Raw genomic sequence first — 13,878 nt, forward strand, 5'->3', positions numbered from 1 at the left:
ATTGAATGCAGCCGCTGTCACTACTGGGACACGGGGTTGCCCCTTACTCGTACGTCACAGCCCGGGGGTCACAGCCCCCGGCGCCCCCGGAAACTCCGCCGCTCGGCCCGCTCCGGCGGCGGCGCGTCCGCGAGCCGTACGACGGGATCGTCCGGACCCTCCCGCCCCGCCACCACCGGCCGCCGCGCGCGCAGCGCCTTGGCACGGTACTGGGCCGCGTCGGCGAGCCGGAACAGCCGGCGTCCCGAGCGCACCGGCCCGATCGGGTCCGCGGTCGAGGCGACCCCGCACGCGACCCCCTCCCCCAGCTCCAGCTCCCCGGCCCGGCGGCAGAGTTCGTCGGCCACCCGGACCACGTCGTCGGCCGGCGGGCCGAGGGCCAGCAGACAGAACTCGTCCCCGCCGAGCCGCGCGGCGAGCGCGCCCGGGAGCATCGCCCCGCACAGCGACAGCACCGAGCCGAACCGTTCCAGGAGACGGTCCCCCACGGCGTGCCCGCAGGTGTCGTTCACCTTCTTCAGCCCGTTGAGGTCGCAGACGACGAGGCTGACCACGGCCCCGTCCTCGCGGTGCCGCTCGATCGCCTCGTCGAGGCGCACGTCGACGGCCCGGCGGTTGGCGAGCCCGGTCAGCGCGTCGGTGTACGCGAGCCGGCGCGCCTCCTCGAGACGTTCGGTCTGCGCGATCCCGGCGGCGACGACGGAGGCGAGGACGGTGGCGAAGTCGGCGTCGGCCCGGCCGAAGACAGGGGCGCGGGAGGCGCGGGCCACGTACAACTCGCCCCAGGCCCTGCCGTGCAGCACGATCGGGGCGACCAGGCAGCAGCCGCGGCCCCGGCGGCGCAGGGCGGCGACGCGCTGGTGCGAGTAACCGGGGCGGCCGGCGGCGGGGCCCTCGGCCGTCTCGACCCAGGCGTTGGGGCCGCCGCCGCCCGCCCAGCGTTCGTGGAGGAACTCGGCGATCTCCGGGAACTGGTGCACCGGATAGGCCTCGGCCTCCGGGAACTCCTCCTCGTCCGGGGCACGCTCGCCGACGTTCACAAGGACCCGGAGCCGGCCTAGCTCGCGCTCCCAGACGGAGAGCGCGGCGAAACCGCCGTCCAGCGCACGGCAGGCACCGGCCGCGGCGGCGTGCCAGCACTCACGTGGGGTGTGAGCCGCTGCCATGCCCTGGGCCAGCGCCACGACGGCGGCGAGCCGGTTGTCCTCACCCATCACTCCAGGTTAGGGACGTTTTACCTTATTCGGGGCATTGGTGTGGCGAACAGGTGTGGCGACGACCTGTATCGTCGCCGGCCGCGGCCCGGTGGGGGCCGGCCGCGCCCACGCGGCGGAGCCGCACATCGACTCAGCCCCGCGCCCCTTACAGGGCGCTTCCTAGCTCCGGGCAGGCGTGCCGCTGGGGCGATGGGGGTCCCCCGGCCGAAGGCTGGGGGAGGCACCCCGCGAGCGCCGGTAAGCGTCCCCACCCCCGGCGCCCACTCACCCGCGCCTCACTCCCCCGGCCACTCCGGCCGGCGCTTCTCGTTGAACGCCGCCACCCCCTCCGCCCGGTCCCCCGAGAACGCCACCGTCCGCCACGCCGCGTCCTCGACCTCCAGTCCCGCCCGCAGATCCAGCCCCTGCCCCAGCCGCAGCGCCCGCTTCGCCGCCCGCAGCCCCACCGGCGAGTTCGCCGCCATCCGCGCCGCCAGCGCCAGCGCCGCCTCCCGGTCCTGCCCCGCCGCCACCAGCTCGTCGACCAGACCCAGTTCACGCGCCTGAGCCGCCTCCACCCGGCGCGCCGAGAAGACCAGCTCGGCCGCCCTGGCCGCCCCCACCCGGCGCGGCAGCAGCTGCGTACCGCCACCGCCGGGAATCACGCCCACCGACACCTCCGGCAGGCCCACCACGGCCGTGTCGTCGGCCACGATCACATCGCAGGACAGGGCCAGTTCGAACCCCCCGCCGAGCGCGTAGCCGTGCACGGCGGCGATCGTCGGCATCGGCAGCTCCAGCACGCCGGTGTACGCCCCGCGTGACAGCGGCCGCGACCGGAGCAGCTCCGCGTCGGTCATCGCGTTGCGCTCCTTCAGGTCGGCGCCGACGCAGAACGCCCGCTCGTGCGACGAGGTCACCACCACCACGCGCGCGTCCCGGTCACCGCCGAGCGCGGCGCACGCGGCGACGATCGAGCGGGCCATCGCCATCGACACCGCGTTCATCGCCTTGGGCCGGTCCAGCACGAGCTCCGCGACGTGCCCGTGCCGCCGCACCAGCACGAACTCCCCGAACCGCTCCTCGCTCATGTCCGTCACCCTCCGCTCGACCCGCCTACGAGTTAACGCCTGTTAACTCCCTCGATCATCGCAGCCGGGACGGCCGAGGGAAAGGGGCACCGACCGGTCCTGACACCCTCGTTCGAGTGACATCCCGGGAGACTCCCGGCGCACCCCCCAGGGGAACGCATAACGTGCGCTCGCCACGGCGCATCGGGGGCGCGCGCCAGGGGGAACGGGGAGGGAACGCGATGACAGGAACGCCGGCCGCCGGCCGCCGGGGACGGCACCGCAAGCCCCGGCCCCGCAAACTGCTGTTCACGGCCGGAGGGCTCGCGCTCGCCGCCGGGGCGCTCAGCCTCGTACAGCTGACTCCGCACGGCGGTGGAGCCGGCGCACCCGGCACCGCGGAGGCGGAGCCCCACCCCGGCCCGACCGCGGACGCCACGGACCGTTCGGCCCACGCGTCCGAAACCGTCGGTACGGTCCTCAGGGCGACGCCCTCGGCGGCCACCGTCATGGGCGGCGAGCGCCCGGCACCGACGGCCAGCGCCGCCCGTACGGCGTCCACCTCCCCGTCCACCCCGGCTGCTGCACCGCCCGGCCCCGGCACGGCCCCGACCACCATCCCGACGGCCCCGACCCGCCCGACCAGGACTCCGGCGCCGCCGGAGACGGCCCCCGCACCGCCGCCCACCCCGACGCCTGCACCCAGCACACGTCAGCCGGGCGGCGGGGTCTGTCTGCCGGTCGTCGGACTATGTGTGGACGCGTCGGCCGCTAAGGCTCCCCGTCCCGGCGGGTGAGCAGCCAGGGTTCCACGACACCCAGGCCGCGCACCGGCCGCTGCCACATCGGCTGGAGCGCGAAGCGGTACGTCGGGGGCTCCTCGCCCTCCTTCTCGGCGGTCGCCGCCGCCTCCGCGGCGGCCGCCTCCGAGGCCGGTGCCTCGCCCACCCGGATCAGCTCCTCCGCGAACGCGCTGTCGACGAGCACGGCGTCGCGCGGGGCTATCGAGGTGAGGCGGGAGGCGAGGTTCACGGTCGTACCGAAGACATCGCCCATCCGGGTGGTGACCGTGCCGAAGGCCATGCCGACCCGCAGCTCCGGCATCGTCTCGTCGTTCGCCATGGTCTCGACCAGGCGCAGCGCGATGTCGGCGGCGGTACCGGCGTCGTCGGCGACGTACAGGACCTCGTCGCCGAGGGTCTTGATGAGCCGACCGCCGCGGGCCGCCACCAGGTCGGCGGCGGTGGTCTCGAAGGCCTCGACCAGCTCGCCGAGTTCCTCCTCCTCCATCCGCCGGGTCAGCCGGGTGAACCCGACGAGGTCGGCGAAGCCGACGGCGAGGCGGCGGTCGACCATCTCCTCGTCGTCGGTGGCCTGCACGACCCGGCCGGCCGAGGCGGCGAGCTGGCGGCGCCAGACGTAGACGAGGAACTCCTCCAGCTCGGGCAGGAGCAGTTCGACGATCGGGTACGTGACCTCGGTGCGGGTCATACCCGGTTCGGGCGGCTCGGTCAGGCCCTCCAGGAAGGAATCCATCTGCCACTCGGCCAGACGGGCGGTGGTCTGCCCCGTCGACCGCGCCACCTGCACGGCCATGGCCTCGCTCAGCAGCCCCGCCTCGACGAGGCCGGCGAGCCGGCGCAGGGCCAGCACGTCGGCCTCCGTCAGCGCCCTGGCCTGCCCGATGTCGGCGAAGCCCATGGCACGCCAGAACCGCGACGCCAGCTCCATGGAGACGCCGGCGCTGCGGGCCGCCTGGAACGGGGTGTAGCGGCGCTCGGCCCCGAGGATCAGGCCTTCCAGACGCAGCGCGAGGGGGTCCTCGCCGGAGTCGGCGGCGTCCGCGCCCGCGCCGGAGCCCGTGTCGTCGACGGTCACGCCTGCTGCCCTTCCGATCTACCGCGGTCGCATACCGACCGGCCTCAACTCTACGGCAGCTGTGCGGTAGCTCACTTCGTGAGGTGGGCCGACTTCGGGAGTGCGGGGCGGTCAGGGGGCCGGGGCCGGGGCGGGCGTCCACCTGGGGGCTGCCGCCCCCAGACCCCCGCGTGCCAGGTCCGTCCCCGGCCGCGGGCCGGTGGGGGTTCCTCGCGCAGTTCCCCGCGCCCCTTACGGGGCGCTGCAGTCGCGCCAGCCTCCCAGCCGCGGGCAGTCGTGCCGCTGCAGTCGCGTCAGGCTCCCAGCCGCGGGCAGTCGTGCCGCTGGGGCGGCACGGGTGGGCGCTGGGGGTCCCCCCGGCCGAAGGCTGGGGGAGGCACCCGGCAGGCGCCGGTAAGCGTCCCCACCCCGGCCCCAGCCCACCGCACCGCACCCGCACGCCCCCTCACGCAGGCCGCAGATGGACGATGTCTCCCGCCCCCACCGGCTCCTGGACGCCCTCCCCCGTGGCGATCACCAGTCTCCCGTCGCCGTCGATCGCCACCGCCTCTCCGACCAGCGAGCGGTCCCCGGGCAGTTCCGCCCGCACCGACCGCCCCAGCGTCGCGCACCCCGCCGCGTACGCCTCCTGGAGGCCGCTCTCGCCCGGATCGCCGCCCGCCGCGATCCAGCGCCCGTACCAGTCCTCCAGGGACCGCAGAACCGCCCTCAGCAGGGTCTCCCGGTCCGTGCTGACGGCTCCGGCCAGCGCCAGCGACCCGGCCTGCGGCACCGGGAGCTCCGCCGCACGGAGCGTGACGTTGATGCCGACGCCGACCACCACCGCGTCCTCGCCGGCGCGCTCCGCGAGAATGCCCCCGGCCTTGCGCTCCTCGCCACCGACGGTGACGAGGAGGTCGTTCGGCCACTTCAGCGCCGTGTCGACGCCCGCCGAACGCGCCAGCCCCGTCGCCACCGCCACCCCCGCGAGCAGCGGCAGCCAGCCCCACCGGGCCACCGGTACCCCGGCCGGCTTCAGCAGCACCGAGAAGAACAGGCCCGAGCGCGCCGGCGCCGTCCACTGCCGGTCCAGCCGGCCCCGCCCCGCCGTCTGCTCCTCGGCGACCAGCACCGCGCCCTCGTCGGCGCCCCCCGCGACGGCCCGCGCCACGAGGTCGGAATTGGTGGAGCCGGTCCGGCCCACGATCTCGACGCCGGAGTACAGGCCCCCGTGGCCGCCGTCCCGCACCAGGGCCCTGCGCAACCCGGCCCCGTTCAGCGGTGGACGGTCCAGGTCGGACCAACGATTGTTGTTCTCATCTGCTGCATCTCGCGGCGTCATGCAAGCCACCCTAGGTGTGTTGTACGCCGCACTGCCGTTTGGTAGGTGCCCCACTACGCTACGGATGAGTAACCGTCCCCCCTTTTGAGCAGGCAGGGAGCCGCATCCCGATGTCCGAGCCGGAAGAGATCGACATTCACACGACCGCGGGGAAGCTCGCGGATCTCCAGCGCCGTGTCCACGAAGCGACACACGCCGGTTCGGAGCGCGCCGTCGAGAAGCAGCACGCCAAGGGCAAGCTGACGGCCCGTGAGCGGATCGAGCTGCTTCTCGACGAGGGCTCCTTCATCGAGCTGGACGAGTTCGCCCGGCACCGGTCCACCAACTTCGGCCTGGAGAAGAACCGGCCCTACGGAGACGGCGTCGTCACCGGGTACGGAACCGTCGACGGCCGGCCCGTCGCCGTCTTCTCGCAGGACTTCACCGTCTTCGGCGGCGCCCTCGGCGAGGTCTACGGCCAGAAGATCGTGAAGGTCATGGACTTCGCCCTGAAGACCGGCTGCCCGGTCATCGGCATCAACGACTCCGGCGGGGCCAGGATCCAGGAGGGCGTCGCCTCCCTCGGCGCGTACGGCGAGATCTTCCGCCGCAACACCCACGCGAGCGGTGTGATCCCGCAGATCTCGCTCGTCGTCGGCCCCTGCGCGGGCGGCGCGGTCTACTCGCCGGCCATCACCGACTTCACGGTCATGGTCGACCAGACGTCCCACATGTTCATCACCGGCCCGGACGTCATCAAGACGGTCACCGGCGAGGACGTCGGCTTCGAGGAGCTGGGCGGCGCCCGGACCCACAACTCCGTCTCCGGCGTCGCGCACCACATGGCCGGCGACGAGAAGGACGCCATCGAGTACGTCAAGCAGCTGCTGTCGTACCTGCCGTCCAACAACCTCTCCGAGCCCCCGGTCTTCGCCGAGGAGGCCGACCTCGCCGTCACCGACGAGGACCGCGAGCTGGACACCCTGGTCCCGGACAGTGCGAACCAGCCGTACGACATCCACACGGTGATCGAACACGTCCTCGACGACGGTGAGTTCTTCGAGACGCAGGCCCTGTTCGCGCCGAACATCGTCACCGGCTTCGGCCGCGTGGAGGGCCACCCGGTCGGCATCGTCGCCAACCAGCCCATGCAGTTCGCCGGCTGCCTCGACATCAAGGCGAGCGAGAAGGCCTCCCGCTTCGTCCGCACCTGCGACGCCTTCAACGTCCCGGTCATCACCTTCGTCGACGTCCCCGGCTTCCTGCCCGGCGTCGGCCAGGAGCACGACGGCATCATCCGCCGCGGCGCCAAGCTGATCTACGCCTACGCCGAGGCCACCGTCCCCCTCATCACCGTCATCACCCGCAAGGCCTTCGGCGGTGCCTACGACGTCATGGGCTCCAAGCACCTGGGCGCCGACCTCAACCTCGCCTGGCCCACCGCCCAGATCGCCGTCATGGGCGCCCAGGGCGCCGTCAACATCCTGCACCGCCGCACGATCGCCGAGGCCGAGGGCTCAGGACGCGGTGAGGCGACCCGGGCGCAGCTCATCCAGGAGTACGAGGACACCCTCCTCAACCCCTACACGGCGGCCGAGCGCGGCTACATCGACGCCGTGATCATGCCGTCGGACACCCGCCGCCACGTCGTACGGGGCCTGCGCCAGCTCCGCACCAAGCGCGAGACCCTGCCCCCGAAGAAGCACGGCAACATCCCCCTGTAAGGAGCCGCTGTGACGATCAAGGTCATACGGGGCAACCCGACCCCGGAGGAGCTGGCCGCCGCCCTGGCGGTCGTAAGGGCCCGCGCGGCTGCCCTGGCGGCCGCGCCGTCCGACGCCCCGGAGCCGACGAGCGCATGGTCCGACCCGGGCCGCATCGCCCAGCACCGGGTCCCGGCACCGAGCCCGAGTGCATGGACCCGCACGTACTGGCCGAGCTGAGCCACCCTCAGGGGCGCGAGGCTGTGTCGACATGCGGCTCCGCCGCGTGGGCGCACGCCAGTAGAACTCCGGGCGCCGAATTGAGTACCCCTACTCAGGCGCCCCGCCTCGGCCAGGCCGCACGCTGGTGACATGCTGTGGTCGGACCCCGAAGACGAGCCGCCGAAGGACCTGCAGGACATGCAGAACACCCTCCGGCGGCTCGGCGTCTTCCTGGCTCTGGTCATGGTCGTGCTGATGATCGTGCTCGGCGTGAGGTGAGCGGCCCCCTGCCGGCCCCCACCGATACGCTGCCCCCATGCGCAGACTCGTCCTCGCCTCCCAGTCCCCCGCCAGGCTGAACCTCCTGCGGCAGGCGGGGCTCGCCCCCGAGGTGATCGTCAGCGGCGTCGACGAGGACGCCGTCACCGCCCCCACCCCGGCCGACCTGGCCCTCGCCCTCGCGGAGGCGAAGGCGTCCGTCGTCGCCGCCCGCCCCGACGTCCAGGGCGCCATCGTCATCGGCTGCGACTCGGTGCTGGACCTCGACGGCGAGGCCCTCGGCAAGCCCGCGGACGCCGAGGAGGCCACCGCCCGCTGGAAGTCGATGCGCGGCCGGGCCGGCACCCTGCAGACCGGGCACTGCGTCTGGGACACGGCGAGCAAGCGCTGGGCGTCGGCGACCGCGTCCACGGTCGTCCGGTTCGGCGAACCCACCGACCAGGAGATCGCCGCGTACGTCGCCTCGGGCGAACCTCTCTACGTGGCGGGAGCGTTCACCCTGGACGGCCGCAGTGCACCGTTCGTCGAAGGCATCGACGGCGACCACGGCAACGTGATCGGTATCAGCATGCCCCTGGTCCGCCGGCTGCTGGCGGAGCTCGGGGTCGGGATCACGGAGTTGTGGACGCCGGCGGAGTGAGCTGTTCCGCGGGCGGCGTGTCGTTCTTCACCGGCTCCTGCTCACGTTCGGGTTCCGGCTCCGGTTCCGGCCCCAGTTCCGGTTCCGGGGCGTGCTCGGGGCCGGAACCGCCCGCGCCCCCGCCGTCGGTCTCCGCACCGGCGTCACCCGCCCCGTCCACCCGGTCGTACGTCATCAGCAGCAGTACGACGAGCGCGAGGACGACCACCATGAACAGGAACGCCCTCCACCCGACCAGCCCCCATGCCACGGCCCCCAGGAGGGCGTGCACGACCGCGACGCTGATCAGCAGCACGCGGCCGAGGCCCGCGGGCTGCCGGTCGCGTACGGCGACCAGCAGGGCCACCAGGCCGCACAGCGCGAAGTAGAGACCGAAGACCACGGCGCCCGCCTTCGCGGACATCGACATCCGGTCCGGGTCGAGGCCGGCCAGGGACATGTCCTGGCGGTCGACGACCACTCCCATGAACCAATTGAGTGCCGCGATGCCGAACGCCTCGCCGAAGAGTACGACCGCCACGATCCACGCCACCGGTCTGCGCACCACCGGACCCCACCCACTTTCGATCACGGCCCGACCGAGCCGGTGTTACTTGAAGGACGCCCACCCGCCGCCCGGCCACACGTCTCAAAGAGGTCCTTCGGGTCGCGGCGCCTTCTTCGGCATCGCGAACGCTACTAACGGGTAAACCGCGGGACAAGGGTCCGGTCGGCAGCAAAGAATCGTTGGGCCATTCGTAGGGACTCGACAAAGAAACGGAGTGGGGCGCGGCACGCTCTCACAGAGACCTTGGCCACATGACGGGGCTAGGGTTTCCCGAAGGAGTCCTGCGTACCGAGGTGCGACAAGGGATTTCGCGGGTCGGGTGAGCCTCGCATCACGTTCCGTGTGGGCAAGGTCACCAGTGGGGACGGGTCGAAGTGCCGTGTCGGCAGTCCCTAAACTCGGCTTGTTTCAAGGAGGGAGCCTCAATCGTGCGCAAGGTGCTCATCGCCAACCGTGGCGAAATCGCTGTCCGCGTGGCCCGGGCCTGCCGGGACGCCGGGATCGCGAGCGTGGCCGTCTACGCGGACCCGGACCGGGACGCTCTGCATGTCCGCGCCGCGGATGAGGCGTTCGCCCTGGGCGGTGACACCCCGGCCACCAGCTACCTGGACATCCAGAAGGTCCTGAACGCGGCGCGCGAAGCCGGTGCGGACGCCGTCCATCCGGGCTACGGCTTCCTCTCCGAGAACGCGGAGTTCGCGCAGGCGGTCCTGGACGCGGGCCTGACCTGGATCGGCCCGCCGCCGCAGGCGATCCGCGACCTGGGCGACAAGGTGGCGGCCCGCCACATCGCCCAGCGCGCCGGTGCCCCGCTGGTGGCCGGCACCCCGGACCCGGTCTCCGGGGCGGACGAGGTCGTGGCGTTCGCCGAGCAGCACGGCCTGCCGATCGCCATCAAGGCGGCCTTCGGCGGCGGCGGGCGCGGCCTGAAGGTCGCCCGGACCCTCGAAGAGGTCCCCGAGCTGTACGACTCCGCGGTCCGTGAGGCGGTGGCCGCCTTCGGCCGCGGCGAGTGCTTCGTGGAGCGCTACCTGGACCGCCCCCGGCACGTGGAGACCCAGTGCCTGGCCGACACCCACGGCAACGTGGTGGTCGTCTCCACCCGTGACTGCTCGCTCCAGCGCCGCCACCAGAAGCTGGTCGAGGAGGCGCCCGCGCCGTTCCTCTCCGACGCCCAGGTCGCCGAGCTGTACCGCGCCTCCAAGGCCATCCTCAAGGAGGCCGGCTACGTCGGCGCGGGCACCTGCGAGTTCCTGGTCGGCCAGGACGGCACGATCTCCTTCCTTGAGGTCAACACCCGCCTCCAGGTCGAGCACCCGGTCACCGAGGAGGTCGCCGGCATCGACCTGGTCCGCGAGATGTTCCGGATCGCCGACGGCGAGGCGCTCGGCTACGACGACCCGGAGCTGCGCGGCCATTCCTTCGAGTTCCGCATCAACGGCGAGGACCCGGGCCGCAACTTCCTGCCCGCCCCCGGCACGGTCACCCGCTTCGACGCCCCCGCCGGTCCCGGTGTCCGCCTGGACGCCGGCGTCGAGGCCGGCAGCGTCATCGGCCCCGCCTGGGACTCCCTGCTCGCCAAGCTGATCGTCACCGGCCGCACCCGTGCCGAGGCCCTGCAGCGGGCGGCCCGTGCCCTGGACGAGTTCCAGGTCGAGGGCATGGCCACGGCCGTCCCCTTCCACCGCGTCGTCGTCCGTGACCCGGCCTTCGCCCCCGAGCTCACCGGCTCCGAGGACCCCTTCACGGTCCACACCCGCTGGATCGAGACCGAGTTCGTCAACGAGATCAAGCCCTTCGCCGCTCCCGCCGACGCGGACGCGGACGAGGACGCCGGCCGCGAGACCGTCGTCGTCGAGGTCGGCGGCAAGCGTCTTGAGGTCTCCCTGCCCGCCTCGCTGGGCATGACCCTGGCCCGCACCGGCCTCGCCGCCGGTGCCAAGCCCAAGCGCCGCGCCGCCAAGAAGTCCGGCCCGGTCGCCTCCGGTGACACCCTCGCCTCGCCCATGCAGGGCACGATCGTCAAGGTCGCGGTCGAGGAGGGCCAGGAGGTCAAGGAGGGCGACCTGATCGTCGTACTCGAGGCGATGAAGATGGAGCAGCCCCTCAACGCCCACAAGACCGGCACCGTCAAGGGCCTCGCCGCCGAGGTCGGCGCGTCCCTCACCTCCGGCGCCGTGATCTGCGAGATCAAGGACTGACCCACCCGGGACACCACCGCCCGGCGAACGCCACCCGTTCGCCGGGCGCCCGGCTTTCCCCGCCTCCCCCACGCCGTCGCCCCGGCAGCGCAGGAGTCACCGGGAGACCCGACGTCGGCGGACCGCTTGCCGGCCCTGAATCCGCACGGACCGGAACAACGACCCCCCTAGGGCCTGGGGAACGGCGCGAGCAACCCGTACCACCCGCACCCCCCACTCATCCCCAGGGACCCCAGGGCGCCTGGGCACTCAGCCCCCTCACCGGCGCCGCATGTCAGCGACCCGCCCCCGCTCGGCGCCGGTCGGCGGCTCTGCCCCCAGCATCGACGCCGACCGCAACCCCGCCCCCGGCCCCTGACTCCGCCGCGGCCCCGGCAGGGCGACGTCCCGACGCTGTTGGTGCTGCTGTCGCGCCGGGACCTGATCACCCCCCGGGTTTCCCGACGCCCCGGCCACGGCGATCTGCACCCCCTGATCGGCAAGGGCCTGCAGTTCGGTGAGCGCACGGTCGTCGTGGCCCGGCGGCTCGTCCGTGACCAGCCGGGTGATGAGATCGGTCGGCACGGTCTGGAACATCGTGTCCGTGCCGAGCTTGGTGTGGTCGGCGAGGATCACGACCTCCGCGGCGGCCTGCACCAGCGCCCGGTCGACGGACGCCGACAGCATGTTGGACGTGGACAGCCCCCGCTCGGCCGTCAGGCCGCTCCCGGACAGGAAGGCCTTCGACACGCGCAGCCCCTGGAGGGACTGCTCCGCACCGGAGCCGACGAGCGCGTAGTTGGAGCCCCGCAGGGTGCCGCCGGTCATCACGACCTCGACCCGGTTGGCATGGGCCAACGCCTGGGCCACCAGCAGTGAGTTGGTGACGACGGTCAGGCCGGGTACGCGCGCCAGCCGGCGCGCGAGCTCCTGCGTGGTGGTACCCGCACCGACCACGATGGCCTCGCCTTCTCCGACGAGCCCCGCGGCGAGATCGGCGATGGCCGTCTTCTCGGCGGTCGCGAGATGAGACTTCTGCGGAAAGCCGGACTCCCGCGTGAACCCGCCCGGCAGTACCGCACCGCCGTGCCGGCGGTCGAGGAGTCCTTCTGCCTCCAGTGCGCGCACGTCCCGCCGTACGGTCACTTCTGAGGTCTGGACGACGCGGGCGAGCTCACGGAGCGACACGGCCCCGTTCGCTCGCACCATTTCGAGGATCAATTGGCGACGTTCTGCAGCGAACACGAAACTGACAGTAACCCCAACGACCGTCTGCTTTCAGCAGTTTGCGCCGAATAGCAGAAGTTGTTCGCACAGCAGAGGCGGAAGTGGTATACGGCCCACCCTGCCCGACCGCACGATCGGCAACTCCCCGTGACCCGTGGGGATTCGGTCAGATTTCGCTGCCGGTCTTCCGGGTGTGCAACTGCCGCGCCACCTCGGCGATCGACCCCGAAAGGGAGGGATACACGGTGAACGCGTTCGCGATCTGTTCGACGGTCAGATTGTTGTCGACCGCGATCGAGATCGGATGGATCAGCTCCGAGGCCCGCGGCGCGACCACCACACCGCCCACCACGATCCCGGTCCCGGGCCGGCAGAACATCTTCACGAAGCCGTCCCGGATGCCCTGCATCTTCGCTCGCGGGTTGCGCAGCAGCGGCAGCTTCACCACCCGGGCGTCGATCTTCCCGGCGTCCACGTCCGCCTGCGTGTACCCCACCGTCGCGATCTCCGGGTCGGTGAAGACGTTCGACGACACGGTCTTCAGATTCAGCGGAGCCACCGCGTCGCCCAGGAAGTGGTACATCGCGATACGCCCCTGCATGGCGGCCACCGACGCCAGCGCGAAGACACCGGTCACGTCACCGGCGGCGTACACGCCCGGAGCCGTCGTCCGCGACACCTTGTCGGTCCAGATGTGCCCGGAGTCGCGCAGCTTGACGCCGGCCTCCTCCAGTCCCAGACCCGCGCTGTTCGGGATCGCGCCGACGGCCATCAGACAGTGCGAACCGCTGATGACCCGGCCGTCCGAGAGCGTCACCTCGACCCGGTCCCCGACCCGCTTGGCGGCGGCCGCCCGCGACCGCGCCATGACGTTCATGCCCCGGCGCCGGAAGACGTCCTCCAGGACGGCGGCGGCGTCCGGGTCCTCACCCGGCAGCACCCGGTCCCGCGACGAGACCAGCGTGACCCTCGACCCCAGCGCCTGGTAGGCACCCGCGAACTCGGCACCGGTCACACCCGACCCGACCACGATGAGCTCCTCCGGGAGCTCGGTGAGGTCGTAGACCTGGGTCCAGTTCAGGATGCGCTCGCCGTCCGGCTGCGCGTCCGGCACCTCACGAGGACGGCCGCCGGTGGCGATCAGCACCGCGTCCGCCGTGAGGGTCTCCTCGCTCCCGTCCGCGGCCGAGACGACGACCTTCCGCGACCCGTCCAGGGCCTGCATGCCCTCCAGCCGCCCGCGCCCCCGCATGACCCGCGCACCGGCCCGCGTCACCGAGGCGGTGATGTCGTGCGACTGGGCCAGCGCGAGCCGCTTCACACGCCGGTTGACCTTCCCCAGATCGACCCCCACCACGCGGGCGGCCCGCTCCAGGGGCGGGGTGTCGTCGGCGACGATGATCCCCAGCTCCTCGTACGACGAGTCAAAGGTCGTCATGACCTCGGCCGTAGCGATAAGAGTCTTCGACGGCACGCAGTCGGTCAGTACCGACGCTCCGCCCAGACCGTCGCAGTCGACGACGGTCACCTCCGCGCCGAGCTGCGCGGCCACCAGCGCCGCTTCATAGCCGCCGGGTCCGCCACCGATGATCACGATCCGAGTCACGTACTCCATTGTCCCAAACGCCTGAAGGTG

The 13,878-nt window shown here is 72.5% G+C and carries 13 protein-coding genes; 6 read left to right on the forward strand and 7 right to left on the reverse strand.

The annotated features are described in order from the left end of the window. Positions 1 to 68: 68 nt before the first annotated feature. Together LQ326_RS11340 and LQ326_RS11345 are read right to left on the reverse strand one after the other, a co-directional pair. The gene (locus LQ326_RS11340) at positions 69 to 1,214 is read right to left on the reverse strand and encodes a GGDEF domain-containing protein (protein WP_234535269.1); all 1,146 of its coding nucleotides are present in this window, start codon (positions 1,212 to 1,214) and stop codon (positions 69 to 71) included. A 278-nt stretch (positions 1,215 to 1,492) separates the two neighbouring features. After that, entirely contained in the window at positions 1,493 to 2,287 is a 795-nt protein-coding gene (locus LQ326_RS11345) for an enoyl-CoA hydratase/isomerase family protein (protein WP_234535270.1), read from the reverse strand. A gap of 221 nt (positions 2,288 to 2,508) precedes the next feature. On the opposite strand from LQ326_RS11345, the gene LQ326_RS11350 reads away from it, so the two are divergent. After that, positions 2,509 to 3,063: a hypothetical protein gene (locus LQ326_RS11350; RefSeq protein WP_234535272.1), complete on the forward strand. Its 555-nt coding sequence runs from the start codon at positions 2,509 to 2,511 to the stop codon at positions 3,061 to 3,063. Here the strand turns inward: LQ326_RS11350 and LQ326_RS11355 are convergent. Both LQ326_RS11355 and LQ326_RS11360 read right to left on the reverse strand, forming a co-directional pair. After that, positions 3,038 to 4,144: an adenylate/guanylate cyclase domain-containing protein gene (locus tag LQ326_RS11355; protein WP_181802452.1), complete on the reverse strand. Its 1,107-nt coding sequence runs from the start codon at positions 4,142 to 4,144 to the stop codon at positions 3,038 to 3,040. The genes LQ326_RS11350 and LQ326_RS11355 overlap by 26 nt on opposite strands. 445 nt (positions 4,145 to 4,589) lie before the next feature. Beyond that, the gene (locus LQ326_RS11360; protein ID WP_234535274.1) at positions 4,590 to 5,465 is read right to left on the reverse strand and encodes a biotin--[acetyl-CoA-carboxylase] ligase; all 876 of its coding nucleotides are present in this window, start codon (positions 5,463 to 5,465) and stop codon (positions 4,590 to 4,592) included. Between the two features lie 110 nt (positions 5,466 to 5,575). Here LQ326_RS11360 and LQ326_RS11365 point away from each other — a divergent pair, with 110 nt between their 5' ends. The 4 genes from LQ326_RS11365 to LQ326_RS11375 all read left to right on the forward strand — a co-directional run bounded on the left by LQ326_RS11365 (position 5,576) and on the right by LQ326_RS11375 (position 8,288). Further along, positions 5,576 to 7,168: an acyl-CoA carboxylase subunit beta gene (locus LQ326_RS11365; RefSeq protein ID WP_234535276.1), complete on the forward strand. Its 1,593-nt coding sequence runs from the start codon at positions 5,576 to 5,578 to the stop codon at positions 7,166 to 7,168. 9 nt (positions 7,169 to 7,177) lie between these two features. After that, positions 7,178 to 7,387, forward strand: a complete 210-nt coding sequence (locus LQ326_RS11370; RefSeq protein WP_234535278.1) for an acyl-CoA carboxylase epsilon subunit — start codon at positions 7,178 to 7,180, stop codon at positions 7,385 to 7,387. Positions 7,388 to 7,519: 132 nt separating this feature from the next. Further along, a complete protein-coding gene (mmpB, locus tag LQ326_RS47820; protein ID WP_093499434.1) occupies positions 7,520 to 7,648 on the forward strand; it encodes a morphogenic membrane protein MmpB in 129 nt (42 codons plus the stop codon). Positions 7,649 to 7,685: 37 nt separating this feature from the next. Beyond that, positions 7,686 to 8,288, forward strand: coding sequence for a Maf family protein (locus tag LQ326_RS11375; RefSeq protein WP_234535280.1), 603 nt, complete (start codon positions 7,686 to 7,688; stop codon positions 8,286 to 8,288). Here the strand turns inward: LQ326_RS11375 and LQ326_RS11380 are convergent. Next, entirely contained in the window at positions 8,260 to 8,835 is a 576-nt protein-coding gene (locus LQ326_RS11380; RefSeq protein ID WP_234535282.1) for a hypothetical protein, read from the reverse strand. The genes LQ326_RS11375 and LQ326_RS11380 overlap by 29 nt on opposite strands. 428 nt (positions 8,836 to 9,263) lie before the next feature. On the opposite strand from LQ326_RS11380, the gene LQ326_RS11385 reads away from it, so the two are divergent. Beyond that, positions 9,264 to 11,036, forward strand: coding sequence for an acetyl/propionyl/methylcrotonyl-CoA carboxylase subunit alpha (locus LQ326_RS11385; protein ID WP_234535284.1), 1,773 nt, complete (start codon positions 9,264 to 9,266; stop codon positions 11,034 to 11,036). A 258-nt stretch (positions 11,037 to 11,294) separates the two neighbouring features. Here the strand turns inward: LQ326_RS11385 and LQ326_RS11390 are convergent, their stop codons facing one another. After that, positions 11,295 to 12,260 carry a DeoR/GlpR family DNA-binding transcription regulator gene (locus LQ326_RS11390; RefSeq protein WP_308401895.1) on the reverse strand — a complete coding sequence of 322 codons (966 nt, stop codon included), beginning with the start codon at positions 12,258 to 12,260 and terminating at the stop codon, positions 11,295 to 11,297. Positions 12,261 to 12,408: 148 nt separating this feature from the next. Continuing rightward, positions 12,409 to 13,857 carry an NAD(P)H-quinone dehydrogenase gene (locus LQ326_RS11395; protein WP_234535286.1) on the reverse strand — a complete coding sequence of 483 codons (1,449 nt, stop codon included), beginning with the start codon at positions 13,855 to 13,857 and terminating at the stop codon, positions 12,409 to 12,411. Positions 13,858 to 13,878: the final 21 nt, after the last annotated feature.

This window comes from Streptomyces shenzhenensis (assembly GCF_021462265.1).
Classification (GTDB): domain Bacteria; phylum Actinomycetota; class Actinomycetes; order Streptomycetales; family Streptomycetaceae; genus Streptomyces; species Streptomyces shenzhenensis.